This window comes from Candidatus Nardonella dryophthoridicola (genome assembly GCF_017656055.1).
In the GTDB taxonomy this organism is placed as follows: Bacteria; Pseudomonadota; Gammaproteobacteria; order Enterobacterales; family Enterobacteriaceae; genus Nardonella; species Nardonella dryophthoridicola.
In genome coordinates, this window is sequence record NZ_CP069383.1 from 71,879 (window position 1) to 95,248 (window position 23,370).

Consider the following 23,370-nt stretch of genomic DNA (forward strand, 5'->3'; position numbering starts at 1 on the left):
TTAAATTACCTCTTTATTTCTTTTAAAATTTTTACAAACAATATAAAATTCTTTTGAATTTTTATTAGATGATATAGGTTTTATAATTTTAATAATATTGAACATTTTTTTTATTTTATTTATTATTAATTTAATATCTTTACTACCATTAAAACACTTAAATACTAAATTTCCTTTATTTTTTAAAATATCATTACATAATTTTAATGATAAATTAATAAAATCTATAATTTTTATTATATCTATATCATTATGTCCAGTAATTTTATGACATATATCGGAAATTATAGTATCAACTCTACAAATATTTTTATTATTTATTATATTAATGAGTAAATTATATGTTTTATATATATCACCTTTTATAAAAAAAATATTTTTATTTTTTATTTCAATATTTTTAATATCACAAGAAAATATTTTAATATTTTTAAAATTATCAATAATATATTTTATCCATCCACCTGGATAAGATCCTAAATCTATTATATTTGTATTATTTTTAAAAATATTAAATTTTTTATCAATTTCATATATTTTAAACCAAGATTTAGAAATTAATTTTAATCTTTTAGATTCTTTAAAATAAAAATAATTATTTTTATTATTTTTAATTTTCATAATATATAGATATTATTTTATATCTTATAATTTTATTGAATATTTCTAAATTAATTATATCATTTTTTTTTTTACCTATTAATATTTTTGATAAAGGTGAATTTATAGATATTTTATTTTTTTTTATATCAGATTCAAATTCACTTACTATTTGATATTTATTAATAATATTATTATCCATATTAATTAATTCAACTATAGATCCAAAATATATTATATTTTTATTATTTATATCTTTAGGATAAAATATTTTTGATATTGATAATATATATTCTAAATTTTTTATTTTTTTTTCATAAATTAAATATTGTTCTTTTGCGCATTTATATTCATGATTTTCTTTTAAATCACCATATGATCTTGATGTTTCTATTAATTTTAATATTTCAGGTATTTTATTATTTTTTATTATATTTATTTTTTTTAATAAATCATTTATACCATTTTTTGTAATTAATATATATTTCATATTTTTATTTTTTTTTTATAAGAAATTCTTTTATTTTATATAATATATTATTTATACCAGTTCTATATTTTGAGGATATTAAAAATATTTTATTTTTATATATATTATTTTTATTAAATAAAATCTTCATTTTAAAATAATTTTTTAAAATATCTATTTTATTTATTACTATAAAATATTTTTTATTTATTATCAATTTATTATTATTTATATTAATTTTATTATTAATATCTTTTATTATAGTATTTAAATTAAAATTAAATGATATTAAATTGTAAATATCTATTATATATATAATTAATTTACTATATTTAATATTATTTAAAAGTTCTATATTTTTTTTATTTTTATTTTTATTTAATTTATTAATTATTCCTGGAGTATCCATAATAGAAAAATTAAATTTATAAAATTTTATATTATATATAAAATTTTTATTTGTAGAAAAAATATAATTAGATATTTTTATATTATTTTTTTTATTTATTAATGAAGATATAAAAGAAGATTTTCCTGAATTAGAATATCCCAAAACATAAATATCTGATTTTATTTCTAAATTTAATATTATTTTTATAAAAAAACCATTTTTTCCTAAATAATTACAATTATTAATATTTTTATTATATTTTCCCCCTAATCCACCTTTTAATATAAGTATTTTTTCATTATCTTTTATAAATTTATGTATTATTTCATTAGTATTAAAATTTATTATAATAGTTTTTATTGGGACATATATTATCAGGTCTTTTCCATTTTTACCATTTTTTTTATTACTACTTCCATTTTTACCATTTTCTGATTTAATAATGCTATTATTTTTAATGTTATTTAAATTATTTAAATTTTTATTTGATTCTATATATATATCACCTCCATTACCTCCATTACCTCCTTTATATATATTATTATTCTTATAATTTTTATATTTTTTATAATATCCATTACCTCCATTTCCAGATTTTAATATAATAATTTTATTCATTATTTTAATATTTATTTTAAAGGAATAATATCTATAATTTTTTTATTTTTAAACTTTTTATATCTAAAAAATACTTTTCCTATTATTTTTGAAAATATTGTATAATCTTTTCCCATTTTAGAATTATAACCTGGATGAAATTTACTACCTCTTTGTCTTAATATTATATTTCCTGGATATACTAATTCACTTCCAAAATGTTTAAATCCTAATCTTTTTCCTATAGAATCTCTACCATTTTTAGTTGAACCGGTAGCTTTTTTCTGTGCCATAATTTTTAATTATTTTTAATAATTTTTAATATAGAAATATTTGTGAAATTTTGTCTGTGTCCTTTTATTATTTTATAATTATTTCTTCTTTTAAATTTTAAAATTTTTATTTTTTTATCTTTAAAATGATTAATAACTTTTGCAATAATTATAATTTCTTTTAAATATGGTTTTCCTACTAATATTAATTTATTATTTTCTTCAAAAAATAATATATTACGTATTTCTATTAAATCATTAATTTCTTTATTAATTTTATCTATTTTAATTATATCGTTTATTTTATTTACTATATATTGTTTATTTTTTATTTCCAATATTATTTTCATATTAATTTATTTTTTTTATATTTTAATAAATTTATTTATAAATGTTTTAAAATATGTAATAATTATAATATTATTATAATAAAAAAAAAATATATAATATATGGCTGTACAAAAAAATAGAAAAACTAAATCAAAAAAAAAAATGAAAAAATCTAATATAAATATTAGAAAACCTACTTTATTTTATAATAAAGAAAATAACGATATTAATATTTTTCATTTTAATTTTGTAAAAAAATGATATTTGAAAATACAATTTGGATAAAAAATATTTATTATAAAATAATTAAAATATATAAAAATAAAAATTTTCCTATATTACTTTATAATAATTATAATTATAATATTAATTTAAATAATAATTTTATAATAGAAATATCTAAATGGTTATTTTGTATTAAAAATAATTATTTATATTTTAATTGTAAAAAATGTAAAAATTGTATTAATTATAAAAATATAAATAATATATTTATAATAGATAAAAATATAAAGTTTAATATATTAAATATAATAAAAAATAGTTATAAAAATAAAGTACTAATATATATATATAATATAAAATTAGATAATAAATTTATAAAACATATATTTAGTAATTTAAATTATATTAAAAATAAAAATTTATTTTTTATATTTCATACAAAAAATTTATATAATTACATGATAAATAATACAAATAATAATTTATTTTATAAAATAGAAATAAATTATCCTTATATAAATAAATTTAAAAAAAATATACTTATTAATATTAACAAAAATATATTTAATAAAGAGTTATCAAATATAAGAATATTACATTTTTTATATAAGATATTAGATATAAAAGAAATTATTTTTTTTATTAATAATTTAAATATTATATTAATAAATTTTATAAAGATTTTTATAAATAAAGATATATTTAGTTTTATATATTATATAAAACGTAATAATTTATATGTATTATCTATAATTAAATATTTATTAATAATATTTATAGAAATTATAAATAATAGATGTTATAATTTTTTAATAAATAATAAAAATAAAAAAATTTATAAATATATTGAAATTATATCAAAATATTTAAATAATAAAATTTTATTTAATATAATAGATAAATTATTTTTATATATATATTATATAAATAATGATATAAATAATTTATTAAATAAAGATATTTTAATATCTTATATATTTTTATATATATTAAAAAAAACAAAATAATATGATATTAATAGATTCACATTTTCATTTAGATGAAATTATATATTTAAAATGCTATAAAAATATAGAAGAATTTATAAAAAACATAAGAAATAATAATATAAAATATTTATTAAATATAAATTTAAATTTTAATTTTTTTAAAAAAAATATAGCTAAAATTAGAAATTATAATGAGATATTAAATTCTTATGGAATACATCCATTAAGTATAAAAAATAAAAAAATTAATTATGAAAAATTAAAAAAAATTTGTGAATTAAAATATATCTCAGCCATTGGTGAAACAGGATTAGATTTTTTAAAAGAAAAAAATGAGATTTTTATAAAAAATCAAATAGATTCTTTTATAAAGCATGTAAATATAAGTTTAGAATTAAATAAACCTATATTAATACATACTAGAAATTCTTCTACATATATAGTAAACATATTTAAAAGAAATAAAGATTTAAAAGGTATAATACATTGTTTTAATTATGATATAGATACTTTAAGAAAAATATTAAATTATAATTTTTATATATCAATATCAGGAATATTAACATTTAAAAAATCAGATTATTTAAGAAAATTAATAAAATATATACCTTTAAGTAGATTATTAGTAGAAACAGATTCTCCTTATTTAACACCTGAACCTTATAGAGGAAATTATAATAAACCTATATATATAATAGAAACTATTAAAATGATAAGTAACTTATTAAATGTTGATATTAATTTTTTATCATATAAAATTTATAAAAATTTTATAAATATTTTTAATTTAAAAAATTAATTTATTAATTTTATAATTTTACCTCCTCCTAAACATATAGAATTTATATAAATTACAGCATATTGTCCTGGAACAACTACTCCTGACTTTTCATAAAAAATAATTTTTATATGATTATTATCAATAATTTCTATTTTAGATTTTATATCATTTTTAGAATTATCATATCTTATTTTAACATTTGCTATAAATTTATTAATGCAAGGTTTATTATTTATCCAATTCATATTTTTAATTATCAAACCTTTTGATAATAAATTAGAATTATTTATGTCTTGAGAAACAATTATTAGATTATCTTTTATTCTTTTTTCTATTATATACCAAGGTTTATTATTATATCCTTTTATTCCTCCTATTCCTAATCCTTTTCTTTGACCTATTGTATATAAATTAACACCATCATGATTGCCTATTATTTTATTATTTTCATTTAATATATATCCTTTTTTAGTTTCTATAAAATTTTTTATAAAATTTTTAAATTTTTTTTTACCTATAAAACATATCCCTGTAGATCCTTTTCTATTATAATTTTCAAAATTTATTTCTTTAGCTATTTTTCTTACATCTTCTTTATTAAAATTTCCTAATGGAAAAATAAAATTATTTATATTTTTAGATTTTATCGAAGATAAAAAATAACTTTGATCTTTTTTTTTATCTATACCTTTTAAGATTATATTTCTTTTATTTACAACTATTTTTCTTACATAATGACCTGTTGCTATATAATCATAATTTATATTATTATCTATTATTTTTTTTAATATATTAAATTTAATTTTTTTATTACATAATATATCTGGATTAGGTGTAATACCTAATTTTATATCATCTAAAAATTTTATAAAAACATTATTCCAATAATATTTAGATAAATTTATATATTTTAATTTAATATTTAATTTATTAGTTATTTTTTTTGCCATTAAGTAATCATCTATTGAATTACAATTGTACTTATTATCATCTTTATTCCAATTCTTTATAAATAATCCTTCTATATAATATCCCATTTTTTTTAGTATATAAGCAGTTACTGAAGAATCTACTCCACCAGACATTAAAACTACTATTTTTTTATTTTTCATATTTTATTTTTTTTTTTTTTATTATAAAATAGAATATAATTAAAGTCGATATAATTTAAATTGGTAAAATAATATATTCGTAATATATTTTTATAGGTTCAAATCCTATTATCGACTTATTAAAATTAAAGTGAGATGTCTGAGAGGATTAAAGAGCGTGTTTGGAAAATACGTGTATATTTTTTTATACCGAGGGTTCGAATCCCTCTCTCACTGATTATAAAAAAAAATAATTTTTAAATTATAAAAATATGGATTTACTAAAAAAATTAATGTTTATAAGTTCTGTTACAGTAATAGTTAAAATATTTGGATTTGTAAAAGATATAATATTAGCTAATTGTTTTGGAGCTAACAATTTAACTGATTGTTTTTTTAATTCTTTTAAAATAATAAATTTATTTAGAAAAGTATTAGCAGAAGGAATATTTTATCAATTATTAGTTCCAACATTAATAGAACATAAAAAAAATAATTCTATAAATAATACTAATATATTTATAAAAAAAATAGTAGGTTTCCTTATATTATTAACTTTATTTATTATAATAACATGTTTTATTTTATCAAAACATATAGTATCATTTATGAATCCTGGTTACAGAAGTATTTATAAAATTAATAAAACAATAGAATTATTTATAATTTTATTACCTTATATATTTATATCATCTTTTGTATCATTAACAACATCAATTTTTAATGTTTATAATTCTTTTATAATTTCTTCATTAACACCAATTATAATAAATATATTATCTATATTATTTGTGTTAACTGAATTTTTTAATAAAAGTATAATTATATTACCATTGTCATTATTAATAGGAGGTATAATACAATTAATAATTCATATTATATATATAAAAAAAAAAATTAATATTAATTTATATCCAATTATAGATTTAAAAGATAATAATATAGTTAAATTTTATAAGTCAACTAAATCAGTAATATTTCATTCTTTTATTAATCAATCATCTATAATATTAAATACAATTTTATCTTCTTTCTTAGGTTCTGGATCTGTATCTTGGATATATTATTCAGATAAAATAATGGAATTTAATTCAGGAATATTAGGAGTTTCTTTAAGTACTATGATATTACCTATATTATCAAAAAATTATAATAATATAAAAGAATATTCTAATGTATTAGATTGGGGTATAAAATTAGGAATAATATTTTCAGTTCCTTTATTAATATTAATACTTATATTATCTAAACATATAATTATGTCTTTATTTTATTATGGTAATTTTAGTTATTTTGATGTTGAAATGACAAAAAATTCATTAATTTCTTATTCAATAGGATTAATTTCTATAGTTTTATCTAAAATATTAATTTCTGCTTTTAATGCTAGAAAAGATAGTATTACTCCTTTAAAACTATCTATAGTAACTATAGCTATATCACAATTAATTAATTTATTATTAATTTCATTTAAACATATTGGTTTATCACTTTCTATAAGTATAAATTCTATATTATATTTTTTATTTTTAATAATTTACTTGGTTAAAAAAAAAATATATATAACTAATTATAATTGGTTAGATTTAGCTAAAAAGATACTTATATCATCATTTTGTATGATAGTTATATTATTATTTTTAATAAAATATATATATATATATTATTATGATAATTGTTTTATACGTATATTTAAATTATTATTTTTAATAATTTCAGGTTTATCCACATATCTTATTAGTTTATATTTAAATGATATTAAACCTAATGATTTTATATTTTATCAATAAATTTTATTCCTAATATTTTTGATGAAGTAATATATATTTTTATAATCATTTTAATAATTTTAATATTATTAAAAGATTCTTTTTCATTTTCTAATATATTATATTTTTCATACATTTTTGAAAATATAGAAGATATTTTATATAAATATTCACATATAATATTAGGACTAGATTTAATATAAGATTTAATTATTAAATTTTCAAATTTTATTAAGTATAATGATAATTTAAATTCATATAAATTATTAATATTTATTTCTTTATTAATATTAAAATTATATTTATTTTTATTATTATTATATTTATTTAATATTGAAATCATTCTACAATATGAGTATTGTACATATAAAAAATTATTTTTATTTTTATAAAAAAAATTATTTACTTTAAATATATAATTATTATATTTATTTTTAGATAATTCATTATATTTTATATAATTAATAGATATAATTTTTGATATTATGTTTATATTTTTATAATCATTTTTAATGTTTTTTTTTTTATTTTTATTTATAAAATATTTTTTAATTTTATTATTTACTATAAAAAATAAGTTTTTTATTTTTAAAGACTTTCCTTCCTTAGTTTTAAGTGGTTTATTATTTTCATTTAAAATAGTACCAAAATTATAATGTATTATTTTCCCGTAATTTAAATATTTAGCTTTTTTTGATATTATATAAGAATTTTTAATATGATTTTTTTGTCTATTATCTATATAGTATATAATTTTATTAGCTTTTATATTATTAAATATATATTTAATATATGCTATTTCTATTAGTATATATGAATAAGTTTTATTTTTTCTTTGTAATATAATATATTTTTTATTATTATTTTTTTTATTTTTTATTATTACTGTTTTACAATTTTTTATATTTTTTGCAATTTTTTTATTATATAAATCTTTTATTATATATGGAATATATTTTGAAAATTTACTTTCTCCATTTATATCTTTATTATTTAAACATATATTAAATAATTTATATATCTTATTATTATTATTAATTGATATTTTAGTTATAATTTTCCATATATTATTTAAAATATAATTTTTATTACTTTGTAATATAAATAATACATATTCTGATCTTATTTTAAAGTTATTATTTATTTTATATTCTATTACGGATTTTAAATAAAAATTTTCTATTTTTGATATATTTATTCCTTCATTTAATTTTATATTTTTATTTAATATAAATGTTATTATAATACTTATATTTAATCCCCAATCACCTACATGATTTGATTTTATTACATTAAAATTAAAAAATTTTAATATTCTAAACATAAAATCACCCAATATAGTTGATCTTAAATGTCCTATATGCATCTCTTTAGCTAAATTTGGAGAAGAATAATCTAATAATATTTTATAATTTTTATTTTTTTTAAATATTTTTTTATATATATTTATATTAAAAAAATTTGTATTATAAATTTTATTTATTAAAAAATTTATCCATTCATATTTTATGTAAAAATTTATAAAAAAGTTTTTATATATAACTTTTTTAAAACAAAAATATTTATTTAATATTGTTATAATATTATTTATAATATAAGTTTTATTATTTTTTAATAAAATATTATATATTCCATATACCGTATAATCTCCAAATTTATTATTATTTAACATTTTACATTTTATATCTTTATAATAATATTTTATATTATGTATATTTAATATATATATTATTTTTTTTATTATAATTTTTTCTATGTTCATAATTTTTTTTTAAAAATATTATATATATAATAATAATATATAATTTTATTTAAAAATATATTTTAAATGAATAAAATTCAAATAGCATTAGATATAGAAACTACTGGAATAAATAAAAATGGTCCTCATTATTTAAATCATAAAATAATAGAAATTGCAGCAATTAAAATAATAAATAGAAAAATTACTAAGGATATATTTCATGTATTTATAAATCCTAATAGAAATATAGATATAGAAGCTTATAATATTCATAAAATAAGTAATAATTTTTTAAAAAAAAAACCTATATTTTATAATATAGCTAATAATTTGATAAATTTTATAAAAGGACATGATTTAATAATACATAATTCTAAATTTGATATAGGTTTTATAAATTATGAATTAAAATTAATTAATTATAATATTAAAATAGAAAATATATGTAATATAATAGATACACTAAGTATATCTAGAAAAATATTTCCATGTAAAAAAAATAATTTAGATGATTTATCTATAAGATTAAATATAAATAAAAAAAAAAGAAATAAACATAGTGCATTGAATGATGTAATTATTTTAGTTAATATATATTTAAAGTTAACTAGTAAACAATTAAGAATAGACTTTAATAAAAATTTATTCTATAATAATAATATTAAATACAATAATTTATTAAATAGTAGTTTTTATAATAATAAAAAACTTAAAATTATATTTGCTAATAATAAAGAAATTAATAATAATAACATATTTTTAAATCTTATAATAAAGAAATATAAATAATTTGGTATGATAGTTCAGCTAGGTTAGAACATCGGTTTGTCACGCCGAGGGTCACGGGTTCGAATCCCGTTCATACCGAAAAAAATTTTATAAAATATGAATTCATATAATTTAAATAATAATATAAATACATTTTATGATATTTATATAAAATTATTAAAAAATAGAATAATCTTTTTATATGGAATTATAAATGATAGATTATCTAGTAATATAATATCTCAATTATTATTTTTAGAATCAGAGAATAATAAAAAAGATATAAGTATATATATAAATTCACCGGGAGGAATAATAACTTCAGGATTATCTATATATGACACAATGATGATTGTTAAACCAGATATAAAAACTATATGTTTAGGACAAGCTTGTTCAATGGCTTCATTAATATTATCTGCTGGAAAAAAAGGAAAAAGATTTTGTTTACCTAATTCTAAAATAATGATACATCAACCATTAGGTGGATATTATGGTCAAGCATCAGATATAGAAATACATACAAAAGAAATATTAAAAATAAAAATAAAAATGAATGAATTATTATCTAAACATACTGGAAAAAGTATAGATGAAATAGAAAAAGATAGTGATAGAGATTATTTTTTTGATTCTGAAGAAGCTATAAAATATGGTCTAATTGATAGTATAATAGAATATAAAGATAAATAATTTTAAAAAATTATGAATATAGATGATTATGAATTTTTCATATGTTCATTTTGTAATGATAATAAAGATAATATAAATAAAATTATAATAGATAAAGATATTTATTATATATGTAGAAAATGTCTTTTATATAGAGAAAATGATAATAAAAAAGATGAAGAAAATAATTCTGAAATTAATCCTACATATATATATAATGAATTAAATAAAGATATTATTGGTCATGATAATGTTAAAAAAATATTATCAATTTCTATATTTAATCATTATATAAAAAACAAATATAAAATTAATAATATAAATAAAAGTAATATTTTGTTAATTGGGCCAACTGGATGTGGAAAAACATTAATAGCAAAATCTATTTCTAAATTATTAAATATTCCATTTTCTATTTCTGATGCAACTTCTTTAACAGAAGCAGGATATGTAGGTGAAGATGTTGAAAGTTTAATATATAATTTATTAAGAATATGTAATTTTGATATTAAAAAAACTGAGGAAGGTATTATTTTTATAGATGAGATAGATAAAATATCAAGAAAAAGTTATAATCCATCTATTACAAGAGATGTATCTGGTGAAGGTGTTCAACAGGCATTATTAAAAATAATAGAAGGAACTATTGCTAATATACCTATAAGAGGAGGGAGAAAACATCCTTATCAAGAATTTATAAATATTGATACTAGTAATATACTATTTATATGTAGTGGATCATTTAATGGTCTTGATAAAATAACAAATAAAAATAAATACAATATAGGTTTTAATTTAGATAATAAAAATGATAATTTTTTAAATACAAATTATTTATATAATGATTTAATAAAATATGGATTTATACCAGAATTTGTTGGTAGGTTTTCTATTTTATTAAAATTAAATAATTTAAATTTAAAAGAAATGATTAAAATTTTAGTAAAACCTAGAAATTCAATAATTAATCAGTATAAAGAAATTTTTAAATTATATAATATTGAAATAGATTTTGAAAGAGATTCTTTAATAAAAATAGCTAAAAAATCTGTAAAATTAAAAATAGGAGCTAGAGGATTAAAATATATTTTAGATGATTTGTTAATTGATTTAATGTTTTATGTAAATTATGAAAAAAATAAAAAAAATAAGAGAATAAAAAAAATTGTAATTAATAAAGAATCTTTAAATAAAAAAAACAAACCTATATTTATATATGAATAAAATGTATGATATTTTATATTTTATTTATTTTTATAAATAATATTTTTTTAGATAATAATATATTATGGCACCCTATATATATTAGAAATAATAAGTATTTTTATTTTTATAAAATAATAAATTTTATTACAAAAAAAAATTCTTTTCTATTAGAAATATTTTTATTTAATATAATATATTTTATAGATATTATTAATAATAATACAAAAATTTTTATAAAATATATTATAAATTTAATATATATTATTCTATTATTATATTTAAATAATATTATAAAAAATAAAAATAAAGTATTAAGACCATTTTTATTAAAATTTTCTTTTTTTAAAAAAAATATAATTAATATTTCAAGTGATTTTAAATTTAATAAAACATATTCTTTTCCATCTAATCATTCATTAATTTGTAATATGTATATTTTAAACATTTTAAATAATATGAAATATTTAAAATATAGTACCAGTTTATATAATACATTTATATTAATATTTTTAATTAATATGTATAGTAGATTTTTAATGGGTATGCATCATATTAATGATATAAAATTTTATATTAATTTTAGTATTGTATTATTTTATTTATTAAATATAATATTAAATAAATATTTATATATTCCTCTGTAGTTCAATGGTAGAACAATGGACTGTTAATCCGTATGTTACTGGTTCGAATCCAGTCGGGGGAGATATGGTGTCTGTAGCTCAGAAGGTAGAGCTTTGGATTGTGGTTCCAAAAGTCATGGGTTCGATTCCCATCAGTCACCCAATAGTTTTAATAAAATTTCGGTAAGTAGCGCAGCTTGGTAGAGCAACTGGTTTGGGACTAGTAGGTCAGAGGTTCAAATCCTCTCTTACCGAAGTAAGTATATTTATTTTTTATTATAAAAATTTATTATTTTTTTTATATTTAAATATATTTTTTTTTTATTTATAATTTCTATTATTTTAAATATATTAGGACCATTACAATTATTAATTAATATATATCTTAATAATTTACTAATATTTCTTAATTTTAAATTATTTTTTTCTAATTCATCTTTAATAAATTTTGTATTAAAATTATTTTTTTCTTTTATTACTAATTTAATAAGTTTTATTAAAAAATAGATTTTTTTTTTATTTATTAAATTATTTATTATATTAAAATCTAATTTAAAATTAAATATAAATTTTTTTATTATATTTAAAGATTCTTTTAATGTATTAAAATTATTATTGTAAAGATTTAATATTTTTTCTATTTTTTTTCTATATATGTCATTTTTAAATAAACATAGAAATTTTCTGTTATATTTTTCAGAATATTTTTTTAGTTCATAATATAAATTATTAGTATTTTTTATAATTATTTTATTTATATTTATTATTTTTTTCATATCAATAATTTTATAATTTTTTTTTATTTTATTTAAACTAAAATTTTTTATCATATAATTTATATTAAATATATTATTATCATTTGATTCAAAATCAGATTTATATATATAATTTAATAATGATTTATTTAAAATTCCATTATTAATAATACTAATTATATTATTATTATTATATCTTTTAGATATTTTTTTTTTATCTTCATTAAGCATTATAGGTATATGTGCATACATAGGAATATTTTCATTTATTGATTTTATTATACTAATTTGTTTTGGAGTATTATTTATATGATCATTTCCTCTTATTATATGAGTTATTTTCATATCACAATCATCTATTACTGAACAAAAATTATATGTTGGTATATTATTAGATCTTTGTATTATAAAATCATCTATTTCATTACTATCTATTTCTATATCACCATATATTAAATCTTTAAATATTATTTTCTCACCATTCATATTATTTTTAAATCTAACTACAAAATTTTTATTTTTTTTTTTTAAATATTTAATATCTATATATTTATATCTACAATTTTTGTTATATTTATTTTTTTTATTTAATAATATATTTTTTTTTTTTATATCATTTAAATAATTTATATTACATATACATATATAAGCTTTATTGTTATCAATTAAATATTTTATTATTTCATTATATCTATCTATTCTATCTATTTGATATACTGGTTTATTATTCCAAATTATATTAAATATCTTTAATACATTAAAAATATTATTATTATATTTTATGTTTGATCTTTTAATATCAGTATTTTCTATTCTTAAAAAAAAATTACCATTATATTTTTTAGCAAATAACCAGGAATAAAAAGCTATTCTTAAACTTCCTAAATGTAAATTTCCGGTAGGACTAGGAGCAAATCTAGTTGATATTTTATTCATTTTAAAATTATTTTTTTATTTTATATTGACTAATAATTATAAAAAAAATATAATTATTTTAGGTGATTAGCTCAGATTTGGTAGAGTGTCTCTTTTACAAGGAGAAGGTCAACGGTTCAAATCCGTTATCACCTATTGGGTTGTTAGCTCAGATTGGTAGAGCAGTTGACTTTTAATCAATTGGTCACAGGTTCGATTCCTGTACAACCCATATTAGTATTAATATAATTTATTTTTATTCCTAAGTTTATTATATTTTTAATTTCTTCTAAATTTTCTTCTTTATTAAAAAATATTTTTATATTATTAATTATATTATTTTTAATTTTTTTATTTTTAAATAAATTATTATTATCTTTTATATAAAATAAATCATATATATTATTAATATTTTCAGATATATAATTAGATGTTATTATTCCAACATTTTTTATATTTAATGAATATATGAAATTTTTTATATTAATATTTTTGGAATTTTTAATACTTTTTATAATCTTTATAGATTCATTTATATTAAAATTTTCTTTTAATAAATCTTCTATTTTTATTTTAAATATATCATAATTTTTATTAATAATTTTTTTATCTATTATTTTATTTATTAATTTTTCTCCTATATTTCTTATATTAAATGCTTTTTCAGAAATAAAATTTTTTAAATTAGATATAAATTTTGATTTACATAAATAATATTTATTATTACATATATATTCATTATTATTTATGTATAATTTTTTTTTACAAGAATAACAAATATTATTAATTTTAAATTTTATTATATTTTTATTATTTATTACATTTGTTATTTTTGGTATCATTTCTCCTATTATATTTAAATATATTATACTATTTATATTTATTTTATTTTTTAATATATAATTTATATTATATAAATTTATTTTATTTATAATAATTCCATTTATTAATATATTATCAATATTGGCAACAGGTATAATATTACCATATTTATTAATATTTAAATTTATATTCGTTATTTTAGATACTATATTATTTATATTAAATTTATATGCCAAAATATATTTCGGATAATAATAATTGCTTCCTAACATATTTTGTATATTTATAGAATTTATTTTTATAACTATACCATCTATAGGATATTTTATATTATTTCTATTATTTATAATATTATGTATATATTTTTTTAAATACTTATATTTATTTATTATTTTATAATTATTTATATTAAATTTATTTGATCTCATAAAATTTATAACATTACTATATTTATTAATATTTAATTCATTATAATAACCTATTCCATGACATATAAATTTTAAATATTTTTTTAAAAGATCATTTTTTTTTTTTCTTATCAAAGATGAAGCTGCATTTCTTTCATTTGAAAATTTTTTATTACTTATAGTATTTATTTCTATTAAATCATTTTTATATATAAAAATTTCTCCTCTTATTTCTATTAAAGAATTTTTATAATATTTTATATATTTTGGTATACTATCTATTTTATTAATATTATTTATTATATTTTCTCCTATGAATCCATTACCTCTAGTTAAAGCTTCTATTAATTTTCCATTTTTATATATAAGATTTACAGCTATTCCATCTATTTTTAATTCACAACATAATTCTATTTTATTTGTTTTTATATTTTTTTTTATTTTATTAAAAAATTTAAAAATATAATTAATATTATAAGTACTTTTTATTGATAACATTGGTATTATATGATATTTTTTTTTATTATTATTTATACATTTATTTATATTTAATAATGGAGTATATTTTTTAAATAAATGTGGATATTTTTTTTCTATATAATATAATTTATTAATTAATATATCATATTTTTTATTTGGTATTATAGATATATTTTTTATATAATAATAATAATTTAATTCTTTTATTTTTTTAATTAATTTACTTATATAATTATTAGATATATTATTCATAATATTTTATTTTTTTTTAAAATATTTATTTTTTTTATTTATATATATAAAAGTAAAAATAAATATTTAATTAAATAAATAGTTAATGTTTATTTTTTTTTTAAAATATTATAATATATTACATATTTTTAATTAATATAAAAATAATAAATTAAAAATTAAAAAAAATAAATAATTGAATTTATTAATAAAATATATTTTTTTTTATTATTATTTTTTAATGTTTTAAATAAAATTAATAATAATACTTTTATTTATAAATAAAATCTTATATAATTTTATTATATAAGATTCAAAAAAAATTTTTTAATAAAAAAAATGAATTGTAGTAGAAAAAGATTAGCAAATGCAATAAGAATATTAAGTATGGATTCAGTTGAATATGCTAAATCAGGACATCCAGGATCAGCAATGGGTATGGCAGATGTTGCTGAAGTTTTATGGAGAGATTATATAAATCATAATCCTAATAATCCAAATTGGTTTAATAGAGATAGATTTATACTATCAAATGGACATAGTTCAATTTTATTATATAGTATACTACATTTAACAGGATATAATTTATCTATAGAAGATTTAAAAAATTTTAGAAAAATAAATTCTAAAACACCAGGACACCCAGAGTATGGAAATACTTCTGGGATAGAAATTTCAACAGGACCTTTAGGACAAGGTCTAGCAAATGCTGTAGGTTTTGCTATATCTGAAAAAGTATTATCAAGTCAATTTAATAAACCAGGTTATAATATAATAGATAATTATACATATGTATTTGTAGGTGATGGTTGTTTAATGGAAGGAATATCTCATGAAGCTTGTTCTATAGCTGGAAATTTAAATTTAGGTAAACTAATAGTTTTTTATGATAAAAATGGTATATCAATAGATGGTTATACTAAAAATTGGTTTAATGATAATACAGAATTAAGATTTATATCATATGGATGGAATGTAATAAATATTGATGGTCATAATAGTTTAGATATAAAAAATGCTATAAATGAAGCAAGAAATGTATTAAATAAACCTAGTTTAATAATATGTAATACAATAATTGGATATGGATCTCCTAATAAATCTAATAAAAATATTATACATGGTAATCCATTAGGTAAAGAAGAAATAAAATTAACAAGAGATAATTTAAATTGGAAAATATATGATGAATTTTTTATTCCAAGTGATATATATAAAGAATGGAATTCTTTAGAAAAAGGTAATATTAAAGAATCAAATTGGAATAAATTATTTTTAGAATATTCAAATAAGTTTCCAGAATTATCAAAAGAATTAATAAGAAGAATAAATAAATCTCTTCCTTATGATTGGGAATATAAAAATAATATTTTTTTAAATGAATTCTTAAAAAATGATTTATATAATAATATTTCTACTAGAGAAGCTTCTAAAAATATATTAGAAAAATATGGAAAATTATTACCAGAATTATTAGGAGGATCTGCAGATTTATCTTCTAGTAATTTAACTAATTGGTCAAATCTATCATATATAAAGTATAATACTTCTGGTAATTATATATATTTTGGTGTTAGAGAATTTGCTATGACAGCAATATCAAATGGTATATCTATATATAAAGGTTTTATACCTTATACTAGTACATTTTTGGTATTTTCAGATTATGCTAAAAATGCTATAAGAATGTCATCTATAATGTCAATTCAAAATATATTTATATATACACATGATTCTATATTATTAGGAGAAGATGGTCCTACTCATCAACCAATAGAACATATTAATTCATTAAGAGATGTACCTAATTTAATATTATGGAGACCTTGTAATCAAATAGAAACATTTTTTGCTTGGAAAAATGCTATAGAAAATAGAAATAAACCTACTGTTATAATTTTATCTAGACAAAAAATAAAAAATTATATAGATTTAGATATAAATATTAATAATATATCTAAAGGTGGATATATATTAAAAGAAAATAATAGTAAAAATAATGATTTAAATATATCTATAATATTTTCAGGTTCAGAAATAGAAATATCTATGGAAATTTATAATTATTTAATAAGTAAAAATATAAATTGTAAAATTATATCAATGCCATCTATATCAATATTTATGAATCAAAGTAAAGAATATAGAAAAAATATAATAGATAATAATTCAAAAAAAATAATTATAGAATTATGTACTACAAATTATTGGTATAAATATGTAAATTATAATGATAGTATTATTATAGGTTTAGAAGATTTTGGAAAATCAGGATCGGATTTAGACTTAATAAATATATTTAAGTTTGATTTAAATTCTATAATTAATAAAATTAATTTATTTTTAAAAATATAATATGATATATTTTGTAATTTTTATATTAAGTAACATATACTATTTTTTTTATATAATTATAAATGATAAAATATTAGCTTTTGTTAATGATAAAATTATACTAAAAAGTGATTTATTAAATTATGTTAGATATAATAGACTTTATAATGATTTATATAAAAATTATAATTATGATTTATCTAATTTAAATAATCTAGTAAAGGATATAATTATTTATAATATTTCTAGAAAAAAAATAAAAATAGATAATAAAATAATTAATAAAATTATAAGTATAAAAGCAAAAAAAAATTTTTTATCTAAAAAGGATTATATAGAATATATTCTTGATAATAATATAAATAAAAAATTTTATAAATTATATATAAAAAGAAAAATATATAATCATATTTTTATAAATAAATATATAAAAAATAAAATATTTATTAATGATAAAGAAATAGATTATTATAAAAATTATTTTAATATAAGTGATAATTTTATTAAAAATTTATATTGTAAAATGAATTTATATATATTAAAAATAAATAGTATTAAAATTAACAATAAAATTATTGATAAAATATCAAAAATTTTTTTTTATAATAAAAATAATTTAGTTAAGTTACAAAATAATATATTATTAAAAAAAAGTAATAATATAAATTTTATAAAATATAATGAAATAAATTTTAAAAATATTCCTATATTTATAAGAAAGAAAATAAACTTATTAAAAAGTGAAAAAATAGAATTTAAAAAAAAAATTATTATTAATAATAATATTTTTTTAATAAGAATATGTAAAGTTAAAAAACCTAATATTGATTCTATAGTTTATGTTAAAAGATTTAATTGTTTTTATATAAATAATAAAAATACTATTAATAATAAAAAAGAAATTTTTAATTTATTTAATTATTTAAGTATAAATAATAAAAAAAATAATTTAAATTTTATAAAAAAAAAATTTAAAAATGTTAATTTTATTAAAAAATACTATTTTGTAAAAAAAAATATTAATTATCAATTATTAAAAGAAATAAGAAAAATAAATTGTAAAAATATATTATCAAATCCTATATTAATAAATAATAGATGGATTTTATTAAAATTATATAATATAGAAAGTATGAAATTAATAGATTTTTATAAAGAAAAAATAATATCAAATATTTTATATAATAGAAAAATAAATTTTTATATAAATTTTATAATAAAAAAGAATAAAAATATGTTTAAAATATATAAAAATGTTAATTAAAAAAAAAAAACCAATTTTTGATCAATATATTTTAAAAAATAATAATATTATAAAAGAAATTATAAAATTAGTAAACATATCTTTTAATGATAATATTTTGGAAATAGGACCCGGTACAGGGTCCTTAACAAATGAAATATTAAAGTATAATAATAAAATATCTATTGTAGAAATAGATAAAAATATATTACCTATTAAATTTTTTAATAATAAAAATATTAATTTATTTATAGAAAATGCAATATATTTTAATATAAGTAAAATATATAATATAAAAAAAAAAAAAGTTAGAATAATTGGAAATTTACCATATAAAGTTTCTATACCAATAATAATAAATTTAATAAAATATAGATTTTATATAGAAGATATAAATATTATGATACAACAAGAATTATCTGATAAATTATTATTATTAAAAAATAAATATTGTAGAATTAGTTTTTTATTAAGTTTATTTTTTAATATAAAATTATTAATAAAAAACATAAATCCAAATAATTTTTATCCTATTCCTAAGGTTAAATCTTCTTTTATAAATATAAAACCTTATTTTAATTCAATTAATAATAATATAGATATTAATAAAATAAAAAATATTTCTATAATATTATTTAATAATAAAAGAAAAAAAATAAAAAACTCTTTAAAAAAATATATTTTTTTAGAAAAGTTAGATAAAAAAATTTTAAATAATAGATTAGAAAAATTATCTTTATATGAAATATATAATTTATCAAATTATATTAAATTATAATAAATATCTACTTTCTTCAAATTGTAAATACATATTTTTAATACATTTTAAACATAATTTATTATTTATATTAAATATATAATAATAACTTTTATCATAGAAATTCCAACATCTTATACATTTTATGTAATTATTTTTTAATATATATATATATATATCATTATTATTATATTTATATATATAATTACAGATATTTCCTATATTATCTAATATAAGTATTTTTGATGTTATAAAAAAAGTATTTAATTCATCAATAAACATATTCATTATAAAGCTATAATATTTATTTTTTTTTATATATAATAGAATAATTATTTCTAATGAATTTTTTATTTTTTTTTTTTCTTTACATTCTTCTATAATTTTGTTTATTATATTTTTAATATAAAACATATAATTCCAAAAATTATTTTTTAATAGGATTTTATTAATATTATTGAATTTTTTTTCTATGTTTATATTATTCCATTTTAATATAAATATATTTTTATATTTTTTTTTATTAATATATTTATATGATTCATATGATGTAAATGTAAGTATAGGGAATATCCATTTTAAAAATAGATCTAATAAATTATATAATACTGTTTGAGCACTTAATCTATATATAGATTTTTTTTTAAATGTATATAATCTATCTTTTATTAAATCTATATATATACTTAAATCTTTATATATAAAATTTTTTATTATATCTATTACTATATAAAATTTATAAAAATTGTAATTATATATTATATTTTTATTTATATTATTTATTTTATTAATAAACCATAAATCTATTATTAATAAATTATTTTCATTTTTAATTATTTTATTTTTTTTTACGTCTTCTATATTAGATATTATAAATTTTATTACATTTCTTATTTTTTTATATAATTCTACTATATTATTTATAGAATTTTCATTAAAAAAAATATCTTTTTTATAATTATTACTAGATATATATAATCTTATTATATCACTAGGATAATTATTAATATTTAAATTGTTATAATTATTTAATGATTTAGATATTTTTATTCCATTATTATTTAATATAAATTTATGTATTAATACATTTTTATATGGTATTTTATTATGTAATGCAAAAAATATTATTAATGAAGATATAAACCATCCTCTAAATTGATCTATACCTTCTACACAAAGATCATATTCATTTATTTTTTTATTATATTTTTTTATATAATTTATAAAACTAATACCTGAATCAAACCATACATCTAAAACATCTTTATTTTTTTTATATATTTTATCATCTATATTAAAATCTTTTATTTTTATTTTATTCCATATTTCAGAACCATTATTTCTAATTAATTTACATATTTTTTTAAGAAATATATAAGTTTTTGGATGAGGGATATTATTTTCATTTATAAAAACAGCTATAGGAACTCCCCATATTCTTTGTCTTGATATACACCAATAATCTCTATTGATTAACATTTTTATTATATTATTTTTACCCCAATTAGGAATAAAATTAACATTTTTTATATTATCTATACATTTTTTTTTTAAGTTTTTATGATTTAAATCTATAAACCATTGAAAAATTGATCTAAATATTATTTTTTGATTATGTCTATTACAAAATGGATAATTATGATATATATTTAAATTAAAAAAATATATATTTATTTTTTTTAAAAATTCTATAATTTTATTATTGGATTTAAAAATGTTATTTTTATATAATTCTTTTACACATATATTTTCATTATAAATTCCTAATTCGTCTATCGAATTTTTTATATTTAAATTATTTTTTATACCTAATTCATAATCTTCTATACCATGACCCGGAGCTATATGTACTATTCCTGTACCGAAATTTTCTACTATATTATTATCAAATATTATTTTTATTATTTTATTTGATATACTATTAAATACTTTTATATCTAATAAATATAATCCTAAAAATTCTTCTATAATATTATATTTATCCTTAAATATTTTATTTTTTAAATTATTTAAAGAACTTTTTGATATTATTAAATAATTATTATTTATTTTTATTATATTGTATAATATATTTGGATTTATAGATATTGCTTCATTATCAAATATAGTCCATAAAGTTGTAGTCCATATTAATACATTATAATTAAAACTTTTATTTTTAAATACATTTTTTTTATTATAGAAATTTATATCTTTATAAACATTAAAATAAAAATATAATGTATTAGAATTTATTTCTTTATATGATATTTCAAATTCTGATATTGTTGATTTACATTCTATACACCAGTAAACTGGTTTATACTTTAATTTTATATATCCAAGTTTATATAGTTCAGAAAAACATTTTAGTATATTATATTGATATTCAAAATTCATAGTATAATAATATTTATTCCAATTAGTTATTATACCTAATTTAATAAAACTTTTTTTTTGGTTATCTATTTGAATATTAACATATTTTCTGCATTTTTCTATTAATATATTTTTAAAATCATCACTTATATTATTTATATTTATTTTATTTTTAAATACTTTTAATTCTATTGGTAAACCATGACAATCCCATCCTGGTATATATTCACAATTAAAACCACTAAGTCTTTTTGATTTTAATATTATATCTTTTATTATTTTATTTAGAATATTTCCTATATGTATATTACCATTTGCATATGGTGGTCCATCATGTAATAAAAATTTTTTTTTATTATTTTTATTTTTTTTAGTTATAAAATAATATATATTAATGTTTTCCCATTCATTTAATATTTCTTTTTCTTTTTCTATTAAATTTCCTTTCATAGAAAATTTAGTTTTAGGTAAATTAAGTTTTAAATTTTTCATAATAAAATTAATTTAATTTTATTAAATATTTTTAATAAAAAATATTTTT

The 23,370-nt window shown here is 13.9% G+C and carries 21 protein-coding genes and 7 tRNA genes; 18 read left to right on the forward strand and 10 right to left on the reverse strand.

Going from position 1 to position 23,370, the window contains the following annotated elements:
* The 5 genes from JRY34_RS00355 to rplU are packed head-to-tail and all read right to left on the reverse strand — an operon-like array spanning position 1 to position 2,679.
* Complete coding sequence (locus JRY34_RS00355) at positions 1 to 621, reverse strand: RlmE/FtsJ family methyltransferase (RefSeq protein ID WP_208967111.1); 621 nt, start codon at positions 619 to 621, stop codon at positions 1 to 3.
* Positions 611 to 1,090, reverse strand: a complete 480-nt coding sequence (locus tag JRY34_RS00360) for a GreA/GreB family elongation factor (RefSeq protein WP_208967112.1) — start codon at positions 1,088 to 1,090, stop codon at positions 611 to 613. Before JRY34_RS00360 ends, JRY34_RS00355 begins: the two co-directional genes overlap by 11 nt.
* 4 nt (positions 1,091 to 1,094) lie before the next feature.
* Entirely contained in the window at positions 1,095 to 2,078 is a 984-nt protein-coding gene (locus tag JRY34_RS00365) for a GTPase (protein ID WP_208967113.1), read from the reverse strand.
* A gap of 11 nt (positions 2,079 to 2,089) precedes the next feature.
* Positions 2,090 to 2,350, reverse strand: a complete 261-nt coding sequence (rpmA, locus tag JRY34_RS00370; RefSeq protein WP_208967114.1) for a 50S ribosomal protein L27 — start codon at positions 2,348 to 2,350, stop codon at positions 2,090 to 2,092.
* Positions 2,351 to 2,355: 5 nt separating this feature from the next.
* Positions 2,356 to 2,679: a 50S ribosomal protein L21 gene (rplU, locus tag JRY34_RS00375; protein WP_148708351.1), complete on the reverse strand. Its 324-nt coding sequence runs from the start codon at positions 2,677 to 2,679 to the stop codon at positions 2,356 to 2,358.
* Positions 2,680 to 2,779: 100 nt separating this feature from the next.
* Between rplU and JRY34_RS00380 the strand changes: the two genes are divergently transcribed.
* The 3 genes from JRY34_RS00380 to JRY34_RS00390 are packed head-to-tail and all read left to right on the forward strand — an operon-like array spanning position 2,780 to position 4,672.
* Complete coding sequence (locus tag JRY34_RS00380; protein ID WP_148708352.1) at positions 2,780 to 2,920, forward strand: 50S ribosomal protein L32; 141 nt, start codon at positions 2,780 to 2,782, stop codon at positions 2,918 to 2,920.
* Positions 2,917 to 3,891, forward strand: coding sequence for a hypothetical protein (locus JRY34_RS00385; protein ID WP_208967115.1), 975 nt, complete (start codon positions 2,917 to 2,919; stop codon positions 3,889 to 3,891). The genes JRY34_RS00380 and JRY34_RS00385 overlap by 4 nt, the downstream gene beginning before the upstream one ends.
* A gap of 1 nt (position 3,892) precedes the next feature.
* Entirely contained in the window at positions 3,893 to 4,672 is a 780-nt protein-coding gene (locus JRY34_RS00390) for a TatD family hydrolase (protein WP_148708354.1), read from the forward strand.
* Here the strand turns inward: JRY34_RS00390 and mnmA are convergent.
* Positions 4,669 to 5,766: a tRNA 2-thiouridine(34) synthase MnmA gene (mnmA, locus tag JRY34_RS00395; protein ID WP_208967116.1), complete on the reverse strand. Its 1,098-nt coding sequence runs from the start codon at positions 5,764 to 5,766 to the stop codon at positions 4,669 to 4,671. The genes JRY34_RS00390 and mnmA overlap by 4 nt on opposite strands.
* Positions 5,767 to 5,895: 129 nt before the next feature.
* Here mnmA and JRY34_RS00400 point away from each other — a divergent pair.
* Both JRY34_RS00400 and murJ read left to right on the forward strand, forming a co-directional pair.
* Positions 5,896 to 5,982 (forward strand) — tRNA-Ser (locus JRY34_RS00400).
* A gap of 35 nt (positions 5,983 to 6,017) precedes the next feature.
* Positions 6,018 to 7,535 carry a murein biosynthesis integral membrane protein MurJ gene (gene murJ, locus JRY34_RS00405; RefSeq protein WP_208967117.1) on the forward strand — a complete coding sequence of 506 codons (1,518 nt, stop codon included), beginning with the start codon at positions 6,018 to 6,020 and terminating at the stop codon, positions 7,533 to 7,535.
* Here the strand turns inward: murJ and argS are convergent.
* On the reverse strand, positions 7,519 to 9,276 hold the full coding sequence (gene argS, locus JRY34_RS00410; protein ID WP_208967118.1) for an arginine--tRNA ligase: 1,758 nt from the start codon (positions 9,274 to 9,276) through the stop codon (positions 7,519 to 7,521). The two genes, murJ and argS, sit on opposite strands and share 17 nt — an antisense overlap.
* 66 nt (positions 9,277 to 9,342) lie before the next feature.
* Between argS and dnaQ the strand changes: the two genes are divergently transcribed.
* From dnaQ to JRY34_RS00450, 8 genes are all read left to right on the forward strand, one after another.
* On the forward strand, positions 9,343 to 10,047 hold the full coding sequence (gene dnaQ / locus JRY34_RS00415) for a DNA polymerase III subunit epsilon (RefSeq protein WP_208967119.1): 705 nt from the start codon (positions 9,343 to 9,345) through the stop codon (positions 10,045 to 10,047).
* Between the two features lie 3 nt (positions 10,048 to 10,050).
* A tRNA-Asp gene (locus JRY34_RS00420) sits at positions 10,051 to 10,125 on the forward strand.
* Between the two features lie 18 nt (positions 10,126 to 10,143).
* Entirely contained in the window at positions 10,144 to 10,719 is a 576-nt protein-coding gene (locus tag JRY34_RS00425; protein ID WP_148708359.1) for an ATP-dependent Clp protease proteolytic subunit, read from the forward strand.
* Positions 10,720 to 10,731: 12 nt separating this feature from the next.
* Complete coding sequence (gene clpX / locus JRY34_RS00430) at positions 10,732 to 11,922, forward strand: ATP-dependent Clp protease ATP-binding subunit ClpX (protein ID WP_208967120.1); 1,191 nt, start codon at positions 10,732 to 10,734, stop codon at positions 11,920 to 11,922.
* A 5-nt stretch (positions 11,923 to 11,927) separates the two neighbouring features.
* Positions 11,928 to 12,548, forward strand: a complete 621-nt coding sequence (locus JRY34_RS00435; protein ID WP_208967121.1) for a phosphatase PAP2 family protein — start codon at positions 11,928 to 11,930, stop codon at positions 12,546 to 12,548.
* Positions 12,539 to 12,610, forward strand: a tRNA-Asn gene (locus JRY34_RS00440). The genes JRY34_RS00435 and JRY34_RS00440 overlap by 10 nt, the downstream gene beginning before the upstream one ends.
* Before the next feature lie 4 nt (positions 12,611 to 12,614).
* Positions 12,615 to 12,689 (forward strand) — tRNA-His (locus JRY34_RS00445).
* Positions 12,690 to 12,708: 19 nt separating this feature from the next.
* Positions 12,709 to 12,782, forward strand: a tRNA-Pro gene (locus JRY34_RS00450).
* A gap of 11 nt (positions 12,783 to 12,793) precedes the next feature.
* Here JRY34_RS00450 and gltX read toward each other — a convergent pair.
* Entirely contained in the window at positions 12,794 to 14,218 is a 1,425-nt protein-coding gene (gene gltX, locus JRY34_RS00455) for a glutamate--tRNA ligase (protein ID WP_208967122.1), read from the reverse strand.
* 60 nt (positions 14,219 to 14,278) lie between these two features.
* Here gltX and JRY34_RS00460 point away from each other — a divergent pair.
* Positions 14,279 to 14,353, forward strand: a tRNA-Val gene (locus JRY34_RS00460).
* Positions 14,354 to 14,355: 2 nt separating this feature from the next.
* Positions 14,356 to 14,429, forward strand: a tRNA-Lys gene (locus JRY34_RS00465).
* Here the strand turns inward: JRY34_RS00465 and ligA are convergent.
* Complete coding sequence (gene ligA, locus JRY34_RS00470) at positions 14,395 to 16,158, reverse strand: NAD-dependent DNA ligase LigA (protein WP_208967123.1); 1,764 nt, start codon at positions 16,156 to 16,158, stop codon at positions 14,395 to 14,397. The two genes, JRY34_RS00465 and ligA, sit on opposite strands and share 35 nt — an antisense overlap.
* 318 nt (positions 16,159 to 16,476) lie before the next feature.
* Here ligA and tkt point away from each other — a divergent pair, with 318 nt between their 5' ends.
* From tkt to rsmA, 3 genes are read left to right on the forward strand one after another with little or no spacing between them, the layout of a single operon-like run.
* Complete coding sequence (gene tkt, locus JRY34_RS00475; protein WP_208967124.1) at positions 16,477 to 18,492, forward strand: transketolase; 2,016 nt, start codon at positions 16,477 to 16,479, stop codon at positions 18,490 to 18,492.
* A gap of 1 nt (position 18,493) precedes the next feature.
* Positions 18,494 to 19,735: an RNA polymerase beta'' subunit family protein gene (locus JRY34_RS00480; RefSeq protein ID WP_208967125.1), complete on the forward strand. Its 1,242-nt coding sequence runs from the start codon at positions 18,494 to 18,496 to the stop codon at positions 19,733 to 19,735.
* Complete coding sequence (gene rsmA, locus JRY34_RS00485; RefSeq protein ID WP_208967126.1) at positions 19,725 to 20,492, forward strand: 16S rRNA (adenine(1518)-N(6)/adenine(1519)-N(6))-dimethyltransferase RsmA; 768 nt, start codon at positions 19,725 to 19,727, stop codon at positions 20,490 to 20,492. Before JRY34_RS00480 ends, rsmA begins: the two co-directional genes overlap by 11 nt.
* On the opposite strand, the gene ileS is transcribed toward rsmA, so the two are convergent.
* On the reverse strand, positions 20,487 to 23,321 hold the full coding sequence (gene ileS / locus JRY34_RS00490; RefSeq protein WP_208967127.1) for an isoleucine--tRNA ligase: 2,835 nt from the start codon (positions 23,319 to 23,321) through the stop codon (positions 20,487 to 20,489). The two genes, rsmA and ileS, sit on opposite strands and share 6 nt — an antisense overlap.
* Positions 23,322 to 23,370: the final 49 nt, after the last annotated feature.

Bases quoted from the DNA above. Each gene is read 5' to 3' on its own strand.
- JRY34_RS00355 (WP_208967111.1), bottom strand. From the start codon at position 621: ATGAAAATTAAAAATAATAAAAATAATTATTTTTATTTTAAAGAATCT.
- JRY34_RS00360 (WP_208967112.1), bottom strand. From the start codon at position 1,090: ATGAAATATATATTAATTACAAAAAATGGTATAAATGATTTATTAAAA.
- JRY34_RS00365 (WP_208967113.1), bottom strand. From the start codon at position 2,078: ATGAATAAAATTATTATATTAAAATCTGGAAATGGAGGTAATGGATAT.
- rpmA (WP_208967114.1), bottom strand. From the start codon at position 2,350: ATGGCACAGAAAAAAGCTACCGGTTCAACTAAAAATGGTAGAGATTCT.
- rplU (WP_148708351.1), bottom strand. From the start codon at position 2,679: ATGAAAATAATATTGGAAATAAAAAATAAACAATATATAGTAAATAAA.
- JRY34_RS00380 (WP_148708352.1), top strand. From the start codon at position 2,780: ATGGCTGTACAAAAAAATAGAAAAACTAAATCAAAAAAAAAAATGAAA.
- JRY34_RS00385 (WP_208967115.1), top strand. From the start codon at position 2,917: ATGATATTTGAAAATACAATTTGGATAAAAAATATTTATTATAAAATA.
- JRY34_RS00390 (WP_148708354.1), top strand. From the start codon at position 3,893: ATGATATTAATAGATTCACATTTTCATTTAGATGAAATTATATATTTA.
- mnmA (WP_208967116.1), bottom strand. From the start codon at position 5,766: ATGAAAAATAAAAAAATAGTAGTTTTAATGTCTGGTGGAGTAGATTCT.
- murJ (WP_208967117.1), top strand. From the start codon at position 6,018: ATGGATTTACTAAAAAAATTAATGTTTATAAGTTCTGTTACAGTAATA.
- argS (WP_208967118.1), bottom strand. From the start codon at position 9,276: ATGAACATAGAAAAAATTATAATAAAAAAAATAATATATATATTAAAT.
- dnaQ (WP_208967119.1), top strand. From the start codon at position 9,343: ATGAATAAAATTCAAATAGCATTAGATATAGAAACTACTGGAATAAAT.
- JRY34_RS00425 (WP_148708359.1), top strand. From the start codon at position 10,144: ATGAATTCATATAATTTAAATAATAATATAAATACATTTTATGATATT.
- clpX (WP_208967120.1), top strand. From the start codon at position 10,732: ATGAATATAGATGATTATGAATTTTTCATATGTTCATTTTGTAATGAT.
- JRY34_RS00435 (WP_208967121.1), top strand. From the start codon at position 11,928: ATGATATTTTATATTTTATTTATTTTTATAAATAATATTTTTTTAGAT.
- gltX (WP_208967122.1), bottom strand. From the start codon at position 14,218: ATGAATAAAATATCAACTAGATTTGCTCCTAGTCCTACCGGAAATTTA.
- ligA (WP_208967123.1), bottom strand. From the start codon at position 16,158: ATGAATAATATATCTAATAATTATATAAGTAAATTAATTAAAAAAATA.
- tkt (WP_208967124.1), top strand. From the start codon at position 16,477: ATGAATTGTAGTAGAAAAAGATTAGCAAATGCAATAAGAATATTAAGT.
- JRY34_RS00480 (WP_208967125.1), top strand. From the start codon at position 18,494: ATGATATATTTTGTAATTTTTATATTAAGTAACATATACTATTTTTTT.
- rsmA (WP_208967126.1), top strand. From the start codon at position 19,725: ATGTTAATTAAAAAAAAAAAACCAATTTTTGATCAATATATTTTAAAA.
- ileS (WP_208967127.1), bottom strand. From the start codon at position 23,321: ATGAAAAATTTAAAACTTAATTTACCTAAAACTAAATTTTCTATGAAA.